Below are 22,631 nucleotides of genomic sequence, written 5' to 3' on the forward strand. Positions count from 1 at the left end.
CTCGCTCCCACAGGGGTTGTGGTGACTGTGGGAGCGAGCCTGCTCGCGATGATTTCAGAAGTTAGTTCGGCCCCGGATCCGCCACCAAACGACCACCATCCTTGGCCAGTGACTTCATGAATTCGGTCTGCAACTCGGGATCGTTGCGCGTCAGTTCGATCAGGCTCTGTTCCAGCTCGCTGGCCTCTTCCTCCAGGCCCAGCTCCGAGAGGCGCTTGACCCGGTGTACCCACTGGCTCACTTCGCCGTCTTCGAGGTCGTCGTAAATCAGGCCATGGGCTTCGAGCAATTTGCCACGCAGCGAGCTGCTGACCGCCAGGCTCGAGTCCGTATGCACATCGTCCTGGCCGTCCTCGACACGGATCAGCAACCGGCTCAGGTGATTGATGTCACGTTCGGCGAAAGGGCTGTCCAGCAGGTTCAGGCGCAAGACGCCGTTCTTGTCCGTGCTCAGCTCGAACGTTTCCTTGCCGGCCTTGACCTCGACCGGACGCTCGCTCCACGGCAGGCTCGAGTACTCGTTGCGTTTGTCGAGCTGGACTTCGTCGATGCCGGCGAGGTTCTGCTGTGAGCGACCGTTGGACGGTGCGTTCATGAACGGGTTGAGCCCGGCGATGCCGTAGCTGAACCAGTCCTTGGTCATGCTATCGGGCAGGTTGCCGAGGGCGAACACGTTGGCCACGTTCGCGCCGACACCGGCCACCACCGCCACCGCGCCCAGCGGGATCTCGTAGATCTCCCGCCAGGGTTGGTAAGGCGTGTAGCGATCGTAATGCCGCGTCACTTCGAACTCGGTGACTTCGAAAGTCTTTTGCTCGTGGATCTTCACCCGACGTTGCGGCAGCTCGAGCACCTTGGGCTCGCCGACATCGATCTGCAGGCGGTGGTCGAGCAGTTTGCGCTCGACACGTTCCTCGTGCTCGCTGCGTTGCGACATGTGGTTGGCACAGCCGCTGACCAGCAGGGCGCCGCACAGGGCGGCGCCACCGAGGCCTAAGGTGTTTCGCTTGAACATGACGTCTCTATCTGGTTTCAGCGGCGGATACGGGCCTGAAGGAACGACAGTACCTCAGCAACCGGCAGCGCTTGCGGCTCGGCCTCGGTACGGCTCTTGTACTCCAGGTTGCCTTCGGCGAGGCCGCGGTCGCTGACCACGATCCGGTGAGGAATGCCGATCAGCTCCATGTCCGCGAACTTGATGCCCGGGCTGGTTTTCTTGTCGCGATCGTCCAGCAGCACTTCGAACCCGGCAGCGGTCAACTCGGCGTACAGCTTGTCGGTGGCTTCGCGCACCTGCTCGGTTTCGTAGCGCAATGGCACCAGGGCGACCTGGAACGGCGCCAGCGTGTCGCTCCAGATGATCCCCTTGTCGTCGTTGCTCTGCTCGATGGCGGCGGCGACCACGCGGGACACGCCGATGCCGTAGCAACCCATTTCCAGGGTGACCGGCTTGCCGTTCTCGCCCAGCACTTCGCACTTCATCGCCTTGCTGTACTTGTTGCCCAGCTGGAAGATGTGCCCGACTTCGATGCCGCGCTTGATTTCCAGGGTGCCCTTGCCGTCCGGGCTCGGGTCGCCGCTGACCACGTTACGCAGGTCGGCCACGGTCGGCACTGGCAGGTCGCGCTCCCAGTTCACGCCGAAATAGTGCTTGTCGTCGATGTTCGCGCCAATGCCGAAGTCGCTCATCAGCTCGACGGAGCGGTCGATGATCACGGGCAGCGGCAGGTTCAGCGGGCCGAGGGAACCGGCGCCGGCGCCAATGGCGTCGCGCAGTTCGGCGTCGGACGCCATCACCAGCGGGCTGGCCACGCCTGGCTGCTGGGCGGCCTTGATTTCGTTGAGTTCGTGGTCGCCACGGATCACCAGTGCAATCAGCTTGCCTTCTTCTTCGGCGTGCACGATCAGGGTCTTGATGGTCTTTTCAATCGGCAGATTGAATTTTTCCACCAGGGCGGCAATGGTCTTGGTGTCCGGGGTGTCCACCAGGCGCAGCTCTTCGCAAGGAGCAGGACGGGACGTCTCCCGTGGCACGGCTTCGGCTTTCTCGATGTTGGCCGCGTAGTCGGAACCGTTGCTGAAGACGATATCGTCTTCGCCGGATTCGGCCAGCACGTGGAATTCGTGGGAGCCGGCACCGCCGATGGAGCCGTTGTCGGCTTCCACCGGACGGAATTTCAGGCCCAGGCGTGTGAACACGTTGCAGTAGGCCTGGTGCATGCGGTCATAGGTGACCTGCAGCGAGGCCTGGTCGGCGTGGAACGAATAGGCGTCCTTCATGATGAATTCGCGGCCGCGCATCAAACCGAAGCGTGGGCGGATTTCGTCACGGAATTTGGTCTGGATCTGATACAGGTTGATGGGCAGCTGCTTGTAGCTGCTCAGCTCGTTGCGCATCAGGTCGGTGATCACTTCTTCGTGGGTCGGGCCGGCACAGAAGTCACGATTGTGGCGATCCTTGAAGCGCAGCAGCTCCGGGCCGTACTCTTCCCAGCGACCGGATTCCTGCCACAGTTCAGCCGGTTGGGTGCTCGGCATCAACACTTCCAAAGAGCCTGCTGCGTTCATTTCTTCGCGAACGACGGCTTCGACCTTGCGCATCACTCGCAAGCCCATCGGCAGCCAGGTGTACAGGCCCGAGGCGAGTTTGCGGATCATGCCGGCGCGCAGCATCAGCTGATGGCTGATCACAACCGCGTCGGAAGGCGTTTCTTTCTGTGTGGCGAGCAAAAATTGACTGGTGCGCATGGTTGGCCGTTATCGATTGCTGATGACGAGAAATGACGGAGCATTGTACGGGCGAGATCCGCTGGCGTACAGGCGTGCGGTCGGCGGTGTGGCAGGTGGGCGGGAATCTCCCCGCCCGTTGCGATGCTGGCTGGGTGAACGCCCTACGATTCTTCCGCAACTTGCGTGGGCGCCGGCTCCGGGGTGGGAGTCGGGCCTTCGCGACGGCTCTCCTGGAACCAGTGCAAGGCAATCAGCAGCAGTGTCGGAACGCCGAGCAGCGCGGTGATCAGGAAGAAATTGTGATAGCCGAATTTTTCCACCATGACCCCCGAGTAACCCCCGATCAGGCGCGGCAGCAGCAGCATGATCGAGCTGAGCAGAGCGTATTGGGTGGCGGAGAACTTGAGGTTGGTCAGGCTCGACAGGTAGGCGACGAACGCCGAGGTCGCCAGGCCCGAGCTGAAGTTGTCCAGGGAAATGGTCACGATCAGCATGTTCAGGTTGGCGCCCATGTCGGCGAGCATCAGGAACAGCAGGTTGGTGGCGGCTGACGCCGCGCCGCCGATGAACAGGATGGGCAGGATGCCGAAGCGTACGATCAGCAGGCCGCCCATGCCGGCCCCGACGAGGGTCATGATCAGGCCGAAGATCTTGCTGACGCTGGCAATCTGGTCCTTGGTGAAACCCTGGTCGATGTAGAAGACGTTGGCCATCACACCCATGACCGTGTCCGACATTCGGTACGTAGCGATCAGCCCGAGCAGTAGCAGCGCCTGCCAGCGGTAGCGCAGGATGAAGTCGTTGACCGGTGTCAGCACTGGCGCAAGCCCGCGACGTCCCATGGCCGATAGGCACATGGCCGTCAGCGTGATGTAGAGGATGGCGCGCAGGAACGCACGATCCTCCAGCAGCAGGTCGAGCAGACTGACACCGCCAAACAGTACGCTGGCGAAGTCGGTGTTGAACAGCTGAGTGAAGGTCGCTGGCACCGACACCAGCAGCACGATCAGCACGAACACCGAGGCCAGTTGATGCACGAAGCTGTAGCGCCCGGCCTGCAGTTGCGTGCGCAGCGGCACCGGCGGTTCGCGCATGAACAAGGAAGTCAGCAGCGCCGGGATCATCAGTACGCCGAACAGCAGATAGGTGCCGGCCCAGGCCGAATGCTTGTAATTGAAGCCGGTGGAGCCGAAGCCTTCGGCAAAGTACAGGGCGCCGGCAGTGGCCAGCAGCGCCGCCACCCGATAACCGGACATGTAGCTGGCAGCGAGCGCGGCCTGGCGGCTGTCGTCGGCGATTTCCAGGCGATAGGCGTCGACCGCGATGTCCTGGGTCGCGGAAGCGAAGGCAACGAGTACGGCGATGGCGATCAGCCAGGACAGGTGTTTTTGCGGGTCGCAGAAACCCATGCCGATCAGACCCAGAATCACCAGTGCCTGGGAAAGCACCAGCCACGAACGACGGCGGCCGAGCTTGCCGAGCAACGGCAGGCGCCATTGATCGAGCAGCGGTGACCAGACCCATTTGAAGGCGTAGGCCAGACCGATCAGACTGGCATAGCCAATGGTTTCGCGAGCCACACCGGCTTCGCGCAACCAGACCGAAAGCGTCGAAAATACCAGCATGTAGGGCAAGCCGGCGGCGAAACCAAGCAACAACAGCACAAGTGTCGAAGGGCTGGCATAGGCAGCAAGCGCGGCGCGCCAGGTTTTACGGGGCATGGGCTGGAGTCTGCCTCAAAATTTCAGAAACAAAGCGCGCACTCTAACCGCTGTGCTCTACCGGGCGCCAGCCATGGCACCGAATATCAACACGATTATTCAGGATGCTGATGCCTTCGTCGCGTAATCGTGCGCGCTGTTCGTCGCCTGAAGGGCTGCCCACCGGCAGGCTGATTCTGCCGCCCGCCCCGAGTACCCGGTGCCAGGGCAGTTTGGTGTCCGCAGGCAACTGGCTCAGAGTCCTCCCCACCCAACGTGCCGCGCGACCCAGGCCCGCCAGTTCGGCCAGCTGACCATAACTCACGACCTTGCCCTCGGGTACTTGCGCCAGGGTCAGATAGAGCGCCGTGCGTCGGATTTGCGCAGCGCTTTCGGTTTCGTTCGCGGGATCGGTCAAGGCGGATTTCCTGAAAGGGTACACACAGCCGTTCGTAGAGTAATGCACGGATTGGCATTTGAGATTTGAACTCAATAGCAATCGTCAGGTCAGTCGTTGCTAGGGTCTTATTCCTACGGATAATGCCAATTTTTTCCGCAAATATGAGCGTTTGTTTTGCTTATGGTCTCCAGAACTCTGCTGTGCCTCGCTGTTCTCGGTGCTTCCACGCCCTTGCTTGCCGATACCGTCTGGTTGAAAAACGGAGACAAGGTGAGCGGCAAGATCATCCTGTTCGACGGCGGCAAACTGTTGGTCCAGACCGAATACGCCGGGGCGGTGCCCATCGACTGGAAGCAGGTCAAGACCCTGGACAGCGACCAGCAACTGCTGGTCAAGCAGGATGCCTACACCGGCGAGAAAGCCAAATCGCTGAAGCCGGCGGAGGATGGCAAAGTCACGCTGGCCAACGGTGATGGTCCGAAGACGGTTGAGCTGGCCAGCATCCAGCAGATCCTCAAACCCAAGCCGGTTGTCGAAGACCTGGTGTGGAAGGGCAACATCGATGCGGCCCTGGATTACCAGCGTGCGGAAAAAGACACCGACGACTATGACATCGATTTCAAGACCACGGCGCGCCACGGCAAGTGGCGTCACATTGCCGAGGGTGAATACAACCGGGAGTTCCAGGATGACGTGGTGACCACGGACAACTGGCGCGCCGAGTACTCGCTTGACCGGTTCCTGACCGACAAGTGGTTCTGGCAAGGGCGACTCGTCTACAAGCGCGACAAGGTCGAGGAGTTGTCTCGTCAGCGCACCGTCGGTACCGGCCCGGGTTACCAGTTCTGGGATGACGAGCTGGGCGCATTCTCTCTGGGATCGCTGATCAACCGCACGGACTATGAGTACGATGACGGCAGCAAGGAGAACTTCTATTCCGTGGCCATGAAGTGGGATTACAACCGCTACCTGATCGGTAAGAAGGTCGAGTTCTTCACCAATGGCGAAGTGGGCAAACCGCTGTCGGGCGTTGCCGAATATGCATTGGATGCCGAGATGGGGCTGCGTTACAAGGTGACGGACTGGGCTTCGCTCAACCTCAAGGCCGAGCGTGACATCATCGATGGCTCCAGCGATGCCGATCTGGACAAGACGCGCTACACCGCTGGGTTTGGCGTGACTTGGTGAGGTGTTGAGCAGAAAAAAACGCGGCCATCGGGTCGCGTTTTTTTTGCCCGGCCGTCATGGACAAAGCTGTCCCGTGCAAAAAATGCCAGGCACAAAAAAGCCCCGCTGTTGAGGGCGGGGCTTTTTACTAAAGCAAGGACAAGTTAGATAACTTGAACTTCTTCAGCTTGCATGCCTTTCTGACCGCGGGTAGCGATGAAAGAAACCTGTTGGCCTTCTTTCAGGCTTTTGAAGCCGTCGGATTGGATAGCTTTGAAGTGAACGAACAGGTCGTCACCGGATTGTGGAGTGATGAAGCCGAAGCCTTTTTCATCGTTGAACCACTTAACGGTACCGGTTTGGCGATTAGACATGGTGTAACTCCTTGAACAAAGATAACTGCGACTCAGGAAAAACCCTGGTCGAGACTGAGTGCAAAGAGCAGGAAAAATTCTTGTAGATGGTTGGATCGAAATTCAACATATCGTGTAGAGATTCTCAGTGACACAAGCAGCACAGTGGCGCCACCTTAACCCTTTTTCCGGAACGTGCCAATGCTTCTTGCGAAGGTTTCTCGGTTTTCGTGACTGACGGTGCGCCGGGCTGCCTTGAACCCCCATATTTTGCGGAGGATCGCCGAGATTTGCGCCCGGTCTTTGAACCCTGAGCGCGGCCCCGGTAAGATGCCGGACAGATTTTTTCCACCTCGCTATTCAGGACATCGCCATGAGCATCAAATCGGACAAGTGGATTCGCCGCATGGCGCAGGAACACAACATGATCGAGCCTTTCGTCGAGCGCCAGGTGCGCGGCGAGAGCGACAGTCGGGTGATCTCCTTCGGCGTGTCCAGCTATGGCTACGATGTGCGTTGCACCAACAAATTCAAGGTCTTCACCAACATCAACTCGGCCATCGTCGACCCGAAGAACTTCGACGCCGGCAGCTTCGTCGACATCGAAAGCGATGTCTGCATCATCCCGCCGAACTCCTTCGCGCTGGCCAGCACCGTCGAGTACTTCCGCATTCCGCGCAATGTGCTGACCATCTGCCTGGGCAAGAGCACCTACGCCCGTTGCGGCATCATCGTCAACGTCACCCCGCTGGAGCCGGAGTGGGAAGGCCACGTGACCCTGGAGTTCTCCAACACCACCAACCTGCCGGCGAAAATCTACGCCAACGAAGGCGTGGCGCAGATGTTGTTCCTCGAGTCCGACGAAGAATGTGAAGTGTCCTACAAGGATCGGGGTGGTAAATACCAGGGCCAACGCGGCGTGACCCTGCCACGCACCTGATCCGTTCATCCTCGATGGGGAATTCCTTGGCGTTTGGACACTCTATTGGGTGTCCTGCCCGGTTCGCGCTCAGCGGACGGGGCTCTCGCTCAGGAGCGTCTCATGAAAATCGATCCGCGAATAAGTGCCGAACTCGCAAGGCTTGAACCCAATCAGATTGGCGTTCTAGCCTGGTCGTTACTGGCGCACCCTCCCGTCGCGATGGCAGGTGGAATCCCCGGTCAGCCAGATCCGGACAGCCCCAGCGAACAACCCGAAGAACCTGACGAAACCGGTGTGCCAACGCTGCCGGATGAGCCGCCTCCCGCGCCCGTGGCCTGATTTCCGATGACCCTGTAGGAGGGAGCATGTTCGCGATGGTCGTTCGGACACTGCTGGCTGCCTGACATCCCGCGTTGTTCGATCCACCATCGCGAACATGCTCGCTCCTACAGGGGATGCGGACCCACTGGCCATATCTCGTTATCGCCGATCACGAAGATTCGGCTACGGTCATTGCGTTCTACTTCGTACCCGCCCGTAAACGCGCCAAACGCCGGCAGCAGGCTGATGTGCTCACCGAACCTGAAACACGCCAGGCGCAAGCGTTGCCGACCGCGACCATGAAGGCGGTACACAGGATGGACGTGCCCGGCGATCACGTGCCGTTGCGGGTGTGGGTCCGGCTCATGCTGGAGCGCAAACGGTCCCAGCAGCATGGGCTCCGCCACCACCCCAATGTTCAATGAAGCCGGCGGGTCGCCCGCACGTTTGTCGTGGTTGCCGCGAATCAGCGTCATGGCCAGGTCGCGGTGTCGCGCGCGCCATGCCGCCAGCGCATCAAGCGTGCCGCTGGCGTGGGAGCCTGGGCCGTGGAGGAAATCGCCGAGGAAGATCAGTTGGCGGCAGGGCAGGGCGGCAAGCAGGCTGTCCAGCACCGCAATGTTGCTCGACGTGGTGCCTTGGGGCACCGGTTGGCCCAGGCTGCGATAGGCAGCGGCTTTGCCAAAGTGCACATCGGCAATCAGCAGAGCCTGTTGGTCGGGCCAGTACAGCGCTTTCTCCGGCAGCAACCACAGTTCTTCACCTGCCAGGCGTATGGGGTAGGGCGTATTCATCAGGCTTTTCCGGTTTCGGCACTTTTCTCAAGGTCGCCGACCATGCGTCTGATACGGTCGGCGAGTTTTTCCGAGCTCATGCTCTCGCGCATCCGCTCCACCAGCAGGGGAAAGCTCAGGGGCGTTGGGCGCTTGACTGCATGCACGTCCAACCTCAGCCGGCTGATCCGCCCCAGCGTCTGTTCCAGGCGGTCAATATCCAGTTCGTTGCGCAGCACTTCTTCTCCCGCCTGGGCCAGCAGCAGGTTGCCGGCGTCGTATTGCTTGAAGACTTCGAAGAACAATCCGCTGGAGGCCTGGACCTGACGGGTGCTTTTCGGCGCGCCGGGGTAACCGGCGAACACCAATCCGGCAATCCGGGCAATTTCGCGAAAGCGGCGCAGCGCCAGTTCACCGGCATTCAGGCTGGCGAGCACATCGCTCATCAGGTGTTCCGGGCTCAGCAGTGCCTGATTCAGGGCTGCCGGCCAGTCCACGTAAGTGGCACTGAGCAGTTCCAGGCCGTAATCATTGACGGCAATGGAAAAGGTCACCGCCTGCTGCTGGCTGACGCGCCAGGCCAACAGGCTCGCCAACCCCAAGTGCACCTGCCGGCCTGCGAAGGGATACAGAAACAGATGCCAGCCTTCGCGCGACTTCAGGGTCTCGGCGAGCAGGCTGTTTGCCGTCGGCAGTCCGGACCAGCGCTGTTGGACCTCCAGCAATGGGCGCAATGCCTGCATTTCCGGACCGCTGAACTCGCCTTGCGCCGCAGCGCTGAAACGCGCAACCACCGCTTGCGCCAGCTCGTTGGAGAGCGGCATTCGCCCACCGTTCCAGCGTGGCACGGCGGCTTTTTTCGCGGTGCTGCGCTTGACGTAGGCGGTCATGTTTTCCACCCGGACCAGTTCCAGCAAGCGCCCGGCGAAGAGAAACCCGTCGCCGGGTTTGAGCCGGGCGATAAAACCTTCCTCGACACTGCCCAACTGCTTGCCACCACCGCCCTTGCTCCAGTATTTCAGGTGGATGCTGGCGTCGCTGACAATGGTGCCGACGCTCATGCGGTGTCGGCGGGCCAACCGCGCATCCGGCACGCGCCAGACACCCTGCTCATCCGGCTCGACCCGGCGGTAATCCGGGTAGGCGGTCAGGGAAAGCCCGCCGTGGCGTACGAACGCCAGCGCCCAGGTCCAGTCTTCGGGCGTGAGGTCGCGATAAGCCCAGGCAGTGCGGACTTCTTCATACAGCTCATCGGGCAAAAAACCTCCGCCCAAGGCCATGCTGACCAGGTGCTGGACCAGCACGTCCAACGGCTTGTGCGGCGATTCGCGGGGCTCGATGCGGCGTTGGGCCACGGCATCCTGCGCGGCGGCGGCCTCGATCAACTCCAGGCTGTGCGTCGGCACCAGGCTCACCCGCGACACGCGCCCAGGTGCATGACCGGAGCGCCCCGCCCGTTGCATCAGCCGCGCCACGCCCTTGGCGGAGCCGATTTGCAGTACCCGTTCCACCGGCAGGAAGTCCACGCCCAGGTCCAGGCTGGAGGTGCAGACCACCGCTTTGAGCTGGCCGTCCTTGAGTGCCCGCTCGACCCAATCGCGGGTCTCGCGTGACAGCGAACCGTGATGCAGCGCAATCAGGCCGGCCCAATCCGGACGGGCTTCGAGCAAGGCCTGGTACCAGATCTCCGATTGCGCGCGCGTGTTGGTGAAGACTAGACAACTGGCGCTCGACTCGACCTCGGCGACGACCTGCGGCAACATTTTCAAGCCGATGTGCCCCGCCCACGGAAAGCGCTCCGTGGCCGGTGGCAGCAGCGTGTCGATCTGCAGCGCCTTGCGAGTGTGTCCCTGTACGCTGATCCCGCCGCCCTGCGGGATCAATACCTGCTCGGCGTGGCTTTGATTACCCAGCGTCGCAGAAACGCCCCACACGATCAGTTGCGGATTCCACCGTCGTAGACGGGCCAGGGCCAATTGAAGCTGCACGCCGCGCTTGTTGCCGAGCAGTTCGTGCCATTCATCCACCACCACCATGCGCAAGGTCGACAGCGCGGTGTGCGCATCGGCGCGGGCCAGCATCAGGGTCAGGCTTTCCGGTGTGGTGATCAGCGCGGTGGGCAATCTGCGGCTCTGGCGCGCCCGCTCGCTGCTGCTGGTGTCGCCGGTGCGAAGGCCGACGCTCCAGGGAATCTGCAGATCCTGCAGCGGTGCTTCCAGCGACCGCGCCGTGTCGGCCGCGAGGGCGCGCATGGGCGTGATCCACAGGACGGTCAGGGGTTCGGCGGCGGGTTTACGCTTGCGCGGTTTTTCTTGCGGCGCACGGGTGACGGCAAAGCGATTGAGCGCGGCGAACCACACCGCGTAAGTCTTGCCGGCACCGGTGCTCGCATGCAGCAGCCCGGATTGCCCTTGCTTGACTGCGGCCCATACCTCTTTCTGAAAGGCGAACGGTTTCCAGCCGCGAGTGGCGAACCATGTTCTGGCGAAGTCCTGGGCTTTTGCCATGCCGGGCGTGTGCGCTCTGAGGGTGTTCCTTCACAGACCGCGGGGGATGAAGAGTGGTTCTACTTAACTCGAACCGACGCACGACCTCTGTAGGAGCGAGCATGCTCGCGAAGAACGTCCAGTCACCGCTGGGTATCAGACAGCCAGCGTTATCGTTGACGACCATCGCGGACAAGTCCGCTCCTACAGTTTTGAACGTGTCCCCCTGTAGGAGCGAGCATGCTCGCGGTGGAGCCAATTACACCGGTGGGTGTCAGGCAGCCAGCGTTATCGTTGACGTCCATCGCGAGCATGCTCGCTCCTGCAGGGGACCGGGCTATTTGAGGTTGCCGCTCAAGAACTGCTTCAACCGCTCGCTCCTCGGATTGCCCAGCACGTCGTCCGGTGCGCCTTCTTCCTCGACCAGCCCCTGGTGCAGGAACAGCACCTGGTTCGATACCTTGCGCGCGAAGCTCATTTCGTGGGTGACCATGATCATGGTCCGGCCTTCCTCGGCCAGGCCCTGAATCACCCGCAGCACTTCGCCCACCAGTTCCGGGTCGAGCGCCGAGGTGGGTTCGTCGAACAGCATAACCTCCGGTTCCATGGCCAGGGCCCGGGCGATGGCGACCCGTTGCTGCTGGCCGCCGGAGAGGAACGCCGGGTACTGGTCCGCCACGCGGGCGGCCAGACCTACTTTGTCGAGGTAGCGACGGGCACGGTCTTCGGCCTCCTGCTTGCTGCAACCCAACACCCGGCGCGGTGCCATGGTGATGTTTTCCAGCACGGTCATGTGGCTCCACAGGTTGAAGTGCTGGAACACCATGGCCAGGCGCGTGCGAATACGCTGCAGCTCGTCGGCGTCGGCCACGTGCATGCCGTGGCGATCCTTGATCATGCGGATGTTCTGGCCGTCCAGGGTCATCGCGCCGTCGTTGGGCTGTTCGAGAAAATTGATGCAACGCAGAAAGGTACTTTTGCCCGAGCCGCTGGCGCCGATCAGGCTGATGACGTCGCCGGTGTTGGCCTTGAGCGAAACACCCTTGAGCACCTCATGATCGCCATAGCTTTTATGCAGGCCTTCAATGGTCAGTTTGTACATGGAGCAGGCATCCTCAAGGCGAAAGTAGGTAACCGCTGCGGAAGGCTTCGGTGCCCGCGACATGGGCGATCACCATGCCGGCAGTGGCCATGCGCCGTAACGAGCGGGCGTACATCAGGCCGGCGACGGTGCAGTGAACGGGGGTGACGCGATCAGTGATCGGGTCGATGATTTCGGCAATCAACTGGCCGGCTTCCAGGTATTCCCCGGGTAGCACGGTGTACACCAGCAAACCGCCCACGGGGGTTGCCACCGGCTCGACGGCCGCCAGCGGCGTGGCCGGATAGGGCAGCTCGGGCAGGGGCAGCGGCTCGCCGGCAATCGCACCGAAGTGAATCAGGTAATCGAGCAGCGCCTGGCAATCGAGGCTGGCCAGCGGGTGGTTGACGTCGCCCTGGCCGCGCAGTTCGACGGTCACGGAAAAGCTCCCCAGCGGAATATCGAAGTGTTCGCCGAAGCGCTCCTTCAATTGCCACCACAGCAGGGTGAAGCACTCGTCGAACGATTGGCCGCCGGAGTCGGTGGCCAGCAGGCTGGCTTCGCTGCCGATGTAGCGCGCCAGCGGCTCGACCTGCGGCCAGGCCTCGGGCGTGGTGTAGAGGTGCGCGACGGCTTCGAAGTCGCAATGCAGGTCCAGCACCATGTCGGCATCACAGGCCAGGCGTTGCAGGGTCAGGCGCTGGGATTGCAGCTGAGTGCTGGCAGTCTGGCGTGCCAGTGCGGCCCGCAGGCTGGTGCGGATCAGTTCGAGGTTGCGCTGCGGATCGTCGCCGAGCTGACCTTCGATGTCGTTGCCGACTTCCTCGCTCAGATCGACGAACCAGCGGTTGAAATTCTGCCCGCTTTCCAGCTCGTAGCGGCCCAGGGGCACGTCCATCAGCACTTGCTCGAGGCCGATCGGGTTGGCCACCGGCACCAGCACGATTTCACTGCGCAGACGGCCGGCGGCTTCAAGTTCCGCCAGGCGTTGCTTGAGGTGCCAGGCGACCAGCATGCCGGGCAGTTCATCGGCGTGCAGCGACGCCTGGATGTAGATCTTGCCCTCGGCCGTCTGCGGGCCGAAGTGGAAACTGTGAATCTGGCGTGCGGTCCCCGGCAGCGGGGCCAGCAAGTCATGTATCTGGTGGCGCATGTGCTTTTATCTCAGTGGGTCGGCCCGAGGAAGGCCAGCCATCGGCGTTCGGCGAGGCGGAACAGGCCGACCAGCGTAAAGGTGATCGCCAGGTAGATCAGCGCGGCGATGCCGAACGACTGGAAAGTCAGGAAGGTCGCCGAGTTGGCGTCCCGCGCAACCTTGAGGATGTCCGGGATGGTCGCGGTGAACGCCACGGTGGTCGAGTGCAGCATCAGGATCACTTCGTTGCTGTAGTAGGGCAGCGAACGGCGCAGCGCCGACGGCATGATCACATAGGTATACAGCTTCCAGCCGGTCAGCCCGTAGGCCTTGGCGGCTTCGACTTCGCCGTGGTTCATGCTGCGGATCGCCCCGGCGAAAATTTCCGTGGTGTAGGCGCAGGTGTTCAGGGCGAACGCCAGGATGGTGCAGTTCATCGCATCGCGGAAGAAGCTGTCGAGCAGTGGTTGCGCGCGCACGGCGGCCAGGCTGTAGATCCCGGTGTAGCAGATCAACAACTGGATATACAGCGGCGTGCCCCGGAACAGGTAGGTGTAGAACTGCACCGGCCAGCGAATGTAGAAATGGCTCGACACCCGGGCGATGGACAGCGGGATCGAGACGATGAAGCCGAAGAAGATCGACGCGCTGAGCAGCCACAGGGTCATGGCCAGGCCGGTGATGTTGTTGCCGTCGCTATAAAGGAAGGGTTTCCAGTATTCCTGCAGGAGTTCGATCATCGTACGGCCTCCCGGGTGCCGGCGGCGTAACGGCGTTCCAGCCAACGCAGAATGAAGTTGGAAACACTGGTGATCAGCAGGTAGATCAGTGCAGCGATGACCAGGAAATAGAACAGTTGATAGGTGCTTTTACCGGCGTCCTGCGCAGCCTTGACCAGGTCGGCCAGACCGATGATCGAGACCAGTGCGGTGGCCTTGAGCATCACCATCCAGTTGTTGCCGATGCCGGGCAGGGCGTAGCGCATCATCTGCGGGAACACCACAATCCAGAACCGTTGCCCGCGTTTGAGGCCATAGGCGACGGCCGCTTCGACCTGGCCCCGTGGGACGGCGAGGATCGCGCCACGAAAGGTTTCAGTGAAGTAGGCGCCGTAAATGAAGCCCAGGGTCAGGACCCCGGCGCTGAACGGGTTGATCTCGATGTATTCCCATTCCATGTAATCGGTGAACGACGTCAGCCAGGTTTGCAGGCTGTAGAAGATCAGCAGCATCAGGACCAGGTCCGGTACGCCGCGAATCAGCGTGGTGTAGCACTGGGCGGGCAGGCGCAGCAGTTTGACTTTTGACAGCTTGGCACTGGCGCCGAGCAGACCGAGCAACACGGCCACCAGCAGCGACATCGCCGATAATTTGATGGTCATCCAGGTGCCTTCCATCAGCAACGGGCCGAAGCCCTTGAGGCTGAGGGCAGAGAGCCCCAGATTTTGCAGGAGGTTTTCGAACATAAATCAGCAACCTGATGGGAAGAAAAAAGCGCCCATCGCGAGATGGGCGCCTGGCATTATTTGCCGCTGTACAGGTTCAGATCGCCAAAGTGTTTCTTCTGAATGGTGGCGTAGGTGCCATCATCGTGTAACGCTTTGATACCTTTATCCAAAAGCGCCTTCAGCTCGGTGTTACCTTTCTTAATGCCGACAGCGGTTTTGGACGGCAGCAGTTTGTCGTCAACCGGCTCGCTGACGGCATAGTCAGCGCCCTGTGGCGACTTCAGAAAACCCAGTTCAGCTTGCAGCATGTCCTGGATGCCCGCGTCGAGGCGGCCGGATGTCAGGTCGGCGTACACCTGGTCCTGGTTCTGATAGGCCTGGGTTTTCACGCCGGCCTTGTCCAGCACGGCCTTGGCGTAGGCTTCCTGAATGGTGCCTTGCTCGTAGCCGACGGTTTTGCCTTTGAGCGACGCGACGTCTGCGGTGATGCCGGAGCCTTTCTTGAAGACCAGGGCGGTCGGGCCGGAGAACAGCTCGCTGGAGAAGTCGATGACTTTTTCGCGGGCTTCGGTGACGGTCATCGAAGAGATCACACCGTCGAATTTATTGGCCTTGAGGCCAGGAATCATGCCGTCGAAATCGCTTTCGACCCATTTGCACTTGACCTTCAGCTCGGCGCAGATGGCGTTGCCCAGGTCGATGTCGAAACCTACCAGGCTGCCGTCCGCTGCTTTCGACTCGAACGGAGCGTAGGAAGGGTCAACGCCAAAACGCAATTCCTTGTATTCCTTGGCCATTGCGGCGCCGGCGGTTACGCACAATGCCAGTGCAGAAAGGGTCAGCAATGCTTTTTTCATTATTCAATCCCTAAGAACCAATATGAGCGCTTGTGGCGCAGATTTATTGTTACTGGTAAGCGTAAGACCTAATGAAAGTAGCAATTTCCGAACCAGAGTGCCGAACAAGCGTTTAAAAGGCGTTCAGGAAATGGCCGGACGGGATTAGTGCACGAAAACGGGCATCGTGAATAGAGCGCACACTTTTGAAGCGTTATGCCGATCCCCTGCAGGAGCGAGCATGCTCGCGATGGACTCAAGGACAACGCGGGGCATCAGGCTTGCGGCGTTATCGTTGAGCGCCATCGCGAGCATGCCCGCTCCTACAAGGTGGGCGTGCTAGCCGAGCAAATCCTGAAGTGTCGCGAGGCTGTCCGCCTCCTCGACGCGCTTGTCCTGCCGCCAGCGCAGCATGCGGGGGAAGCGCACGGCGATCCCGCTTTTGTGCCGTTTGGACAGGGCAATGCCCTCGAACCCCAATTCGAATACCAGGCTCGGTTTGACGCTGCTGACCGGGCCGAACTTCTCGATCGTGGTCTTGCGCACGATGCTGTCGACCTGACGCATTTCTGCATCGGTCAGCCCCGAGTAGGCCTTGGCGAACGGCACCAGGGTTCGTTCGCTGGCGTCGGGCGGGCCGTCCCACACGGCGAAGGTGTAGTCGCTGTAGAGGCTGGCGCGTCGACCATGCCCGCGTTGTGCGTAGATCAACACCGCGTCGACGCTGAAAGGGTCGACTTTCCACTTCCACCAGGTGCCCATGTCCTTGGTCCGGCCGACGCCATACAAGGCGTCCCGGGCTTTGAGCATCATGCCTTCGACCCCGAGGCTGCGTGAGGCTTCGCGTTGGCGGGCGAGGTCGAACCAGTCGTCGCCGGTGAGCACGGGGGAGGGCAGCAGCACCGGGTTATTGCACCGGGTGATCAGTTGTTCGAGCTGTGCGCGGCGTTCAATTTGCGGACGATTGCGCCAATCTGCGCCTTGCCATTCCAGCAGATCGTAGGCGAGCAGCACCACCGGCACCTCATCGAGGATCTTCTTGCCCAAGGTCTTGCGCCCGATCCGCTGTTGCAGCAGGGCGAATGGCTGCACGGCAGGCGGGGCCGATGTCGCGGGATCGAAGGCGTCTTCGGTGTCGGGCGGCGCGGTTTTCCAGACCACGATCTCACCGTCGATCACCGTGCCGTCGGGCAGGCCATGGACCAGGCTGTCGAATTCCGGAAAGCGTTCGGTGACCAGTTCTTCCCCGCGCGACCACACCCACAGCCGACCTTCACGCTTGACGATCTGGGCGCGGATGCCATCCCATTTCCACTCGACCTGCCACTGGCTGGCCGGCCCGAGCAGGGCTTCGAACTGTTCGACCGGCTGCGACAGCGCATGGGCGAGAAAGAATGGATAGGGTTGGCCGCCGCGCTGGGCATGTTCGTCGGCGGATTCGGCGGCAATCAACTTCAGGTAGCTCGCAGAGCTCGGGCGGTTGGACAAATCGGTGTAACCCACCAGGCGCTGGGCCACGCGCTTGCTGTCCAGTTGCGCCATGGCCGCCAGGGCGCGGGTGACGAGCAATTTCGAAACGCCGACGCGGAAGCTGCCGGTAATGAGTTTGATGCACAGCATCAGGCTGGAACGGTCCAGTTGCGACCAGAGCGCGGGCAGGCGCTCGGCGAGGATCTCCGGGGCTTCGCCGCGCAGGGGCAGCAGTTTTTCCTCGATCCACACGGCCAGCCCGTCGCTGGAGGTGTGGGGCGCTTCGGGCAGGACCAGCGAGATGGTTTCCGCCAGATCGCCGACCGCCTGATAACTTTCTTCGAACAACCACGGCGTCAAGCCAGAATAGGCCACCGCCAGTTCACGCAGGATGCGCACCGGCACCAGTTGCCGAGGCCGTCCACCGGACAGGAAATACACCGCCCAGGCGGCATCTTCCGGCGCGGCCTGGGCAAAGTAGCGTTGCATCGCCGCCAGCTTGGCGTTGCTTGAGGTGGTGGCGTCGAGGTCGGCGTACAGTTCGGCGAAGGCTTTCATGGTTGCACCTCGGCCGTTTCGGCGGCGGCACTGGCGTGATCTTCCTCATCGTCGCCGTACTCGGTGTTGAAGCCTTGGGCATCGAGGCCCTGTTCGCGCAAATGACGCACCAGCACGCCGATCGAACCGTGGGTGACCATGACGCGCTCGGCGCCGGTCTGCTCGATGGCCCAGAGCAGGCCAGGCCAGTCGGCGTGATCGGACAGCACGAAGCCACGGTCCACGCCGCGCCGCCGCCGCGTGCCGCGCAGGCGCATCCAGCCGCTGGCGAAGGCGTCGCTGTAGTCGCCGAATCGCCGCATCCAGGTGCTGCCGCCGGCTGAGGGCGGGGCCAGCACCAGCGCCCTGCGCATCACCGGATCGGTCTTGTTGACCTCGCCGGCATAGATCGTCGGCGGGATGTAGATGCCGCCTTCGCGGTACACCCGGTTGAGCGGCTCGACGGCACCATGCACCAGGATCGGCCCGATGGTTTCGTCGATGCCGTGCAGAATCCGCTGAGCCTTGCCGAAGGAATAACAGAACAGCACGCTGGCCTTGTCCTGGGCCGCATTGGCCTGCCACCACTGGTTGATCTCGGCGAACACCTGCGCCTGGGGCTGCCAGCGATAGATCGGCAGGCCGAAGGTCGACTCGGTGATGAAGGTGTGACAGCGCACCGGCTCGAACGGAGCGCAGGTGCCGTCGGGCTCGATCTTGTAATCCCCCGAGGCGACCCAGACTTCGCCGCCGTATTCCAGACGGACCTGGGCCGAACCGAGTACATGCCCGGCCGGATGAAAGCTCAGGGTCACGCCGTGATGCTGCAGCCGTTCGCCATAGGCCAGGGTTTGCAGGTTGATGTCCTGACCCAGTCGCGAACGCAGAATGCCTTCACCGGGCGCGGCGGCCAGGTAGTGCTGGTTGCCGTTGCGGGCATGGTCGCCGTGGGCATGGGTAATGACCGAACGCTCGACCGGCCGCCACGGGTCGATGTAGAAATCCCCGGGCGGGCAATACAAACCTTCGGGACGCGCGATGACAAGGTCCATGGTGTGACCGCAATGGAGGGCTTGTTAGCTGAGAGGTCGGCGCGGGGAGGGAAGTTCTATCGAATCTGGGGCAGTCATCATTTGGGAGCGAGCCTGCTCGCGATGGCATTGCTTCAGCCAACGGTGATGTTGACTGGACAACTGCTATCGCGAGCAGGCTCGCTCCCACAGGTTTGATGTGGCTGTTATTTACCGGGCGTCAACGTCAACCGCTTGGTCCCATACACCCTGTCATAGTTCTGCGACTGCATCGGCAGGCTCATGTATTGCGCCTTGAGCCACGGTTCGACGCTGTCCAGATAATGCGGGCTGGCCGGGTTGCCGGATTGGCCGCTGCCGTTCTGCCCCATCAGCGGTTCAGCCTGGCTGAAGTCGACGATGAAGCGCATGGCCGGTGCCTGCGTGGTGTTGAAATCCTGACCCCAGGCGAACGCGGCCATGTTCAGCGTGGTGTGATCGCCACCCGCCGCGAGTGGACCGCGCACGGTCTGGCCATTGGCGTTCTTCCACTCGTAGCGGTGCAGCTTGCCCCACTGCCAGGTTTTGTGATCGCTGCCCAACTGGCTGTCGCCGGCGGTGATGGCCGCCGCCAGGCTGCGGGCGAGAATGGTCGGTTTGTCCTCTTTCTGCGCGGTACGGGTGTCATCCCAGAAGGGGCTGTCCTCGCGACCGAGCAGGTGATCGGCCTGCGCTGCGTAGGACAACTTGCCATTGGCGATGAAGGCGTTCCACGCCGGGCTGTTTTGCGGGCCGAGTTCGTCGAGGAAAATCTGTTTGCTGCTTTCCTGCAGGAACAGCTCGTAAATCGCCGCATCGGCGGACGTCGGGGTGAGCTTGCCATCGAACGCCATCAGGCGGGCCAGCGCCTCACGAGCCTTGCCGCGATCGGCCTCCGGCAACGCCTCGATGGCCTGTTTCAGCGGTTGCGCCATGCCGGGCGCGCTGAACATGAGCTTCAGTTTCGCGGCGAAGGTGGTGGTCTGGTCGTACTGCATGGCAATCACGCTGCGGCTGTCGTGTTTACCCGCGCCGGCCAGTTCGGCCAGGCGTTCGCCACGCTCCGGTGCCGACCAGGAGTTGGACAACTGCATGCCGTAGCCATGGGGAATCACGCGTTGGTTGGCGGTGCCGAGCCAGCCTTGGGCCGGGTCCTGGTCGTAAGGGTGCAGCATCGGATCGGCGTAGCCGTCCCAATCGTAGCGACCTTCCCAGCCCGGCGAGGGCAGCAGGCCTTCGCCTTCGCGTCGGTTGGGGTAACGGCCGGTGACCTGCCAGCCGATGTTGCTGGCGTCGGCAAACACCAGGTTCAAGGTGATTGCACGGATCTCCCGGCTGGCATCCGAGGCTTTCTCGACGTTCTGCGCCCGGGACAGGTCGAAGAAGGCGTCCAGCGATTTGTCATCGGCAAAGCTCGGCGTCTGCAGGGCCAGGCCGAAACCGTTGCCCAGCGCCGTCCCCTGCGCGCTGTTGAGCAATGGCCCGTGGCGGGTTTCGTACACCGCTTCGCGAAGAGGCCGTTGGCCTTTGACGAAATAGGTTTCGTTGCGAACGATGACTGGCTGCCATTTGCCACCGGCTTCGTAGGTCAGGCCGTTGCCCTGGCGCCTGATTTTTTCCAGAAACAGGTCCTGGTTGTCGCCCATCACCGAAGCGATGCTCCAGGCCACCTTGCCGTTGAAACCGCCCAGCACCATCGGCAGGCCGGCGATGGTCACGCCCGAGGCCTGGTATTTTGGCGCGCGAATCTGCACATAGCTGAACAGGGCCGGTACGCCCAGCGGGCCGTGGCTGTCGCTGGCCAGCAGGCTCTTGCCGCTGCGGCTGCGTTGCGGGGCGATTGCCCAGTTGTTCGAAGACGTGGCGCCCAGCAGGTTCAGGGCGGACAGCTGGCCGGTGGCCTTGCTGAGGTCGGCCAGCCCCGGGATTGCGCCGCTGAGCTTGATGCCGCGCAGTTTTTCCGCCTCGGCCTCAGGCAGTTTTTCGTCGGGCGCGGAAGGCGTCAGCCACGGCAGTTTGTCGGTGCTGAGCGTCTGGGCCAGGACCAGCGAGGCGATTTCCTCGGGCAGATTCGCCGACTGGCTGAAATTCAGCAGGCAGAAGATCAGCGCCGAATCTTCCGGCTTCCAGTATTCGGGCTTGTAGCCCGTGGCCGCGAGATCGGCCGGCAGCTTGTCGCGGTAGCGGAACAGGTACGCGTTGACCCCGCGAGCATAGACCTCGAAGAAGCGCTTGAGCCGTGGCGAAGACGCCTTGTACAGCTCGTCGGCACTTTTGCGCAGATTGACGGCGCGCATGTAGCGGTCGGCATCGAGCAGATCGGCACCGGACATCTCCGACAAACGGCCCTGGGCCAACAGCCGCAAGGTGACCATCTGCGTGATGCGATCACTGGCGTGCACATAGCCGAGGGTGAACAGCGCGTCATGGAAGCTGCTGCTTTCGATCAGCGGCACGCCCATGGCGTTGCGCCGCACCGAAACGTTCTGCGCCAGGCCCTTGAGCGGCTGCACGCCGACGGTCGGCACAAGGCTGTCCTGGGCGTTGAAGGTCTGACAGCCGCTCAGGCCCAGAACAGCGGCTACTGCTGCGGCAACGCCGAACCGGGGAAGAAAATGAGTGAGGGCTGGCGAGGCCATGGCAAGGCTCCTGCGGGGGTGGCGTCGGTAAAGGCGCTACGTTAGTGAGCGGGAGGTGGCCGCGCAAGCGGGGCACGAGGTTATTTCAGGATTTGTCTGTCAAATGCTTGTCCGCAGCAGACACCGATGCAAAAGTGGGTGAAATCCAACGACCGTGTATGGGAACAGGCAGCATGGAGCTCAAGAGCAACGCAGCACTGATTATTATCGATCAGCAGAAAGGCATTCTGGAACCTCGGCTCGGTCGGCGAAACAATCCACAGGCTGAGGAGCGCATGGTCGAATTGCTCGCCGCCTGGCGGCGCAGCGGGCGGTCGCTGTTTCACGTGCAGCACCTGTCGCGTTCGCCGCAATCGGTATTCTGGCCGCAGCAATCGGGTGTCGAGTTCCAGCCGCGTTTTCAGCCATTGCCCGGCGAGTCACTGATTCAGAAGCAGGTGCCGGATGCGTTTTGTGCGACGGCGCTGGAGGCCCGTTTGCGGGAGGCGGGGATAGGGCAATTGATCATCGTCGGCGTGGCCACGAACAACTCGGTGGAGGCCACGGCGCGAACGGCCGGAAACCTGGGGTTCGACACCTGGGTGGCGGAGGATGCGTGCTTTACGTTCGACAAGGCCGATTACTTTGGCAAGCTATGGGCGGCCGAGGATGTGCATGCGATGTCGCTGGGTAACCTGCATGGCGAGTATGCGACGGTGGTGGGCAGTGCGCAGATTCTGGAAGGGGCGTGATTGTTGGGGCTTCATCGCGAGCAGGCTCGCTCCCACAGGGTTTTTGATGTGGGAGCGAGCCTGCTCGCGATGCAGTTCAACAGGCGACGCCAAACATCGCCCGAGGCTTCAGGCGCCGTGGCACTTCTTGAATTTTTTGCCGTTGCCGCATGGGCAAGGGTCGTTGCGGCCGACGTCCTTCAAGGCGTTGCGTACCGGTTCCTGGTGCGCGTGGCCGCAGTTCGGGCCGTGGACATGACCATGGTCGTGATCATGGTGGTGGTCGTGATCATGATCGTGGTTGCAGTCAGGGCCATGGACGTGGGGTTGCTGGGTCATCGGGTGTGCTCCGGAATTAGATCGGCTGGGATTATCACGCCATTGCGCGTCAGGTGCACGTAGTGCGCGATGAATAAACCGGTTTCCAGCTCACCTTCCAGTCGATAGGGAATGGGTTGGTCGGACTTTTCCAGGAGTTTGACCAGGTCGCGCACCTTGGGCCACAGGTTGGTACGGATCGGCACCTTGAAAAACCCGCTGCGTTTGGGGCCCACGGTGAACCAGTGCTCATGTTCGCCTTCGGCCAAAAGGATTGTGCCCAGGTAAATCCGGTAATCGATGCCGCGCACGGTCAGGTCGCTGTCGGCGGGGTTGTCCACCCGGAAGTAAAGCTCGAAGCGTTGCTGCATCAGTTTCGCCGAGACCACCTCGACCTTGACCAGGTGCACGGCGGGGTCCGGAGTATCGTCGCTGAACCAGGACGCGCAGCCGCCCAGCCCAAGCAGCAGGATCAAGATGAACAGGCGCTGTGCGAACCGATGGCTGATCATGGTGGTATGTCTCCCTTGACCCCCAGTCTAGTCCTTCACGCCTGA

General features: G+C 61.9%; 21 protein-coding genes. 4 read left to right on the forward strand and 17 right to left on the reverse strand.

The annotated features are described in order from the left end of the window. Window positions 1–61 precede the first annotated feature (61 nt). The 4 genes from QIW53_RS21260 to QIW53_RS21275 form a co-directional block, all read right to left on the reverse strand. Entirely contained in the window at window positions 62–1,015 is a 954-nt protein-coding gene (locus QIW53_RS21260; protein WP_371051570.1) for a hypothetical protein, read from the reverse strand. Between the two features lie 17 nt (window positions 1,016–1,032). Continuing rightward, entirely contained in the window at window positions 1,033–2,748 is a 1,716-nt protein-coding gene (locus tag QIW53_RS21265; RefSeq protein ID WP_371051571.1) for a proline--tRNA ligase, read from the reverse strand. Window positions 2,749–2,891: 143 nt separating this feature from the next. Next, complete coding sequence (locus tag QIW53_RS21270) at window positions 2,892–4,451, reverse strand: AmpG family muropeptide MFS transporter (protein WP_371051572.1); 1,560 nt, start codon at window positions 4,449–4,451, stop codon at window positions 2,892–2,894. Window positions 4,452–4,494: 43 nt separating this feature from the next. Then, entirely contained in the window at window positions 4,495–4,848 is a 354-nt protein-coding gene (locus QIW53_RS21275) for an MGMT family protein (protein ID WP_371051573.1), read from the reverse strand. Window positions 4,849–5,010: 162 nt separating this feature from the next. Here QIW53_RS21275 and QIW53_RS21280 point away from each other — a divergent pair, with 162 nt between their 5' ends. Next, complete coding sequence (locus QIW53_RS21280) at window positions 5,011–6,018, forward strand: DUF481 domain-containing protein (RefSeq protein WP_371051574.1); 1,008 nt, start codon at window positions 5,011–5,013, stop codon at window positions 6,016–6,018. Between the two features lie 143 nt (window positions 6,019–6,161). Here the strand turns inward: QIW53_RS21280 and QIW53_RS21285 are convergent, their stop codons facing one another. Beyond that, on the reverse strand, window positions 6,162–6,371 hold the full coding sequence (locus QIW53_RS21285) for a cold-shock protein (protein ID WP_002554837.1): 210 nt from the start codon (window positions 6,369–6,371) through the stop codon (window positions 6,162–6,164). A gap of 352 nt (window positions 6,372–6,723) precedes the next feature. Here QIW53_RS21285 and dcd point away from each other — a divergent pair, with 352 nt between their 5' ends. Both dcd and QIW53_RS21295 read left to right on the forward strand, forming a co-directional pair. Further along, window positions 6,724–7,290, forward strand: coding sequence for a dCTP deaminase (gene dcd, locus QIW53_RS21290; RefSeq protein WP_192302454.1), 567 nt, complete (start codon window positions 6,724–6,726; stop codon window positions 7,288–7,290). A gap of 102 nt (window positions 7,291–7,392) precedes the next feature. After that, window positions 7,393–7,611, forward strand: coding sequence for a hypothetical protein (locus QIW53_RS21295; RefSeq protein ID WP_371051575.1), 219 nt, complete (start codon window positions 7,393–7,395; stop codon window positions 7,609–7,611). Window positions 7,612–7,718: 107 nt separating this feature from the next. Here QIW53_RS21295 and pdeM read toward each other — a convergent pair whose 3' ends face one another. The 10 genes from pdeM to QIW53_RS21345 form a co-directional block, all read right to left on the reverse strand. Further along, window positions 7,719–8,387 (reverse strand): ligase-associated DNA damage response endonuclease PdeM, encoded by a 669-nt coding sequence (gene pdeM, locus QIW53_RS21300; protein WP_371051576.1) that lies wholly within the window; start codon window positions 8,385–8,387, stop codon window positions 7,719–7,721. Further along, entirely contained in the window at window positions 8,387–10,873 is a 2,487-nt protein-coding gene (locus tag QIW53_RS21305; RefSeq protein ID WP_371051577.1) for a ligase-associated DNA damage response DEXH box helicase, read from the reverse strand. The genes pdeM and QIW53_RS21305 overlap by 1 nt, the downstream gene beginning before the upstream one ends. 316 nt (window positions 10,874–11,189) lie before the next feature. Beyond that, complete coding sequence (locus tag QIW53_RS21310; RefSeq protein WP_371051578.1) at window positions 11,190–11,954, reverse strand: ABC transporter ATP-binding protein; 765 nt, start codon at window positions 11,952–11,954, stop codon at window positions 11,190–11,192. A 13-nt stretch (window positions 11,955–11,967) separates the two neighbouring features. Next, window positions 11,968–13,086, reverse strand: a complete 1,119-nt coding sequence (locus QIW53_RS21315) for a succinylglutamate desuccinylase/aspartoacylase family protein (protein WP_371051579.1) — start codon at window positions 13,084–13,086, stop codon at window positions 11,968–11,970. A gap of 11 nt (window positions 13,087–13,097) precedes the next feature. After that, complete coding sequence (locus tag QIW53_RS21320) at window positions 13,098–13,808, reverse strand: ABC transporter permease (RefSeq protein ID WP_371051580.1); 711 nt, start codon at window positions 13,806–13,808, stop codon at window positions 13,098–13,100. Then, window positions 13,805–14,533: an ABC transporter permease gene (locus QIW53_RS21325; RefSeq protein WP_371051581.1), complete on the reverse strand. Its 729-nt coding sequence runs from the start codon at window positions 14,531–14,533 to the stop codon at window positions 13,805–13,807. The genes QIW53_RS21320 and QIW53_RS21325 overlap by 4 nt, the downstream gene beginning before the upstream one ends. A 56-nt stretch (window positions 14,534–14,589) precedes the next feature. Next, a complete protein-coding gene (locus QIW53_RS21330; RefSeq protein WP_371051582.1) occupies window positions 14,590–15,372 on the reverse strand; it encodes a transporter substrate-binding domain-containing protein in 783 nt (260 codons plus the stop codon). Between the two features lie 318 nt (window positions 15,373–15,690). Continuing rightward, on the reverse strand, window positions 15,691–17,379 hold the full coding sequence (locus QIW53_RS21335; protein WP_371051583.1) for an ATP-dependent DNA ligase: 1,689 nt from the start codon (window positions 17,377–17,379) through the stop codon (window positions 15,691–15,693). Beyond that, the gene (locus QIW53_RS21340) at window positions 17,376–18,410 is read right to left on the reverse strand and encodes a ligase-associated DNA damage response exonuclease (protein ID WP_371051584.1); all 1,035 of its coding nucleotides are present in this window, start codon (window positions 18,408–18,410) and stop codon (window positions 17,376–17,378) included. The genes QIW53_RS21335 and QIW53_RS21340 overlap by 4 nt, the downstream gene beginning before the upstream one ends. A gap of 185 nt (window positions 18,411–18,595) precedes the next feature. Further along, window positions 18,596–21,046, reverse strand: a complete 2,451-nt coding sequence (locus QIW53_RS21345; protein ID WP_371051585.1) for a penicillin acylase family protein — start codon at window positions 21,044–21,046, stop codon at window positions 18,596–18,598. Window positions 21,047–21,219: 173 nt separating this feature from the next. Between QIW53_RS21345 and QIW53_RS21350 the strand changes: the two genes are divergently transcribed. Beyond that, window positions 21,220–21,777 (forward strand): cysteine hydrolase family protein, encoded by a 558-nt coding sequence (locus QIW53_RS21350; RefSeq protein ID WP_371051586.1) that lies wholly within the window; start codon window positions 21,220–21,222, stop codon window positions 21,775–21,777. Window positions 21,778–21,885: 108 nt separating this feature from the next. Here QIW53_RS21350 and QIW53_RS21355 read toward each other — a convergent pair whose 3' ends face one another. Beyond that, entirely contained in the window at window positions 21,886–22,095 is a 210-nt protein-coding gene (locus QIW53_RS21355) for an SEC-C metal-binding domain-containing protein (RefSeq protein WP_008083915.1), read from the reverse strand. Next, window positions 22,092–22,586 carry an LEA type 2 family protein gene (locus QIW53_RS21360; RefSeq protein ID WP_371051587.1) on the reverse strand — a complete coding sequence of 165 codons (495 nt, stop codon included), beginning with the start codon at window positions 22,584–22,586 and terminating at the stop codon, window positions 22,092–22,094. The genes QIW53_RS21355 and QIW53_RS21360 overlap by 4 nt, the downstream gene beginning before the upstream one ends. Window positions 22,587–22,631 lie beyond the last annotated feature (45 nt).

Source organism: Pseudomonas fluorescens (assembly GCF_041354075.1).
Taxonomy (GTDB): Bacteria; Pseudomonadota; Gammaproteobacteria; order Pseudomonadales; family Pseudomonadaceae; genus Aquipseudomonas; species Aquipseudomonas fluorescens_CE.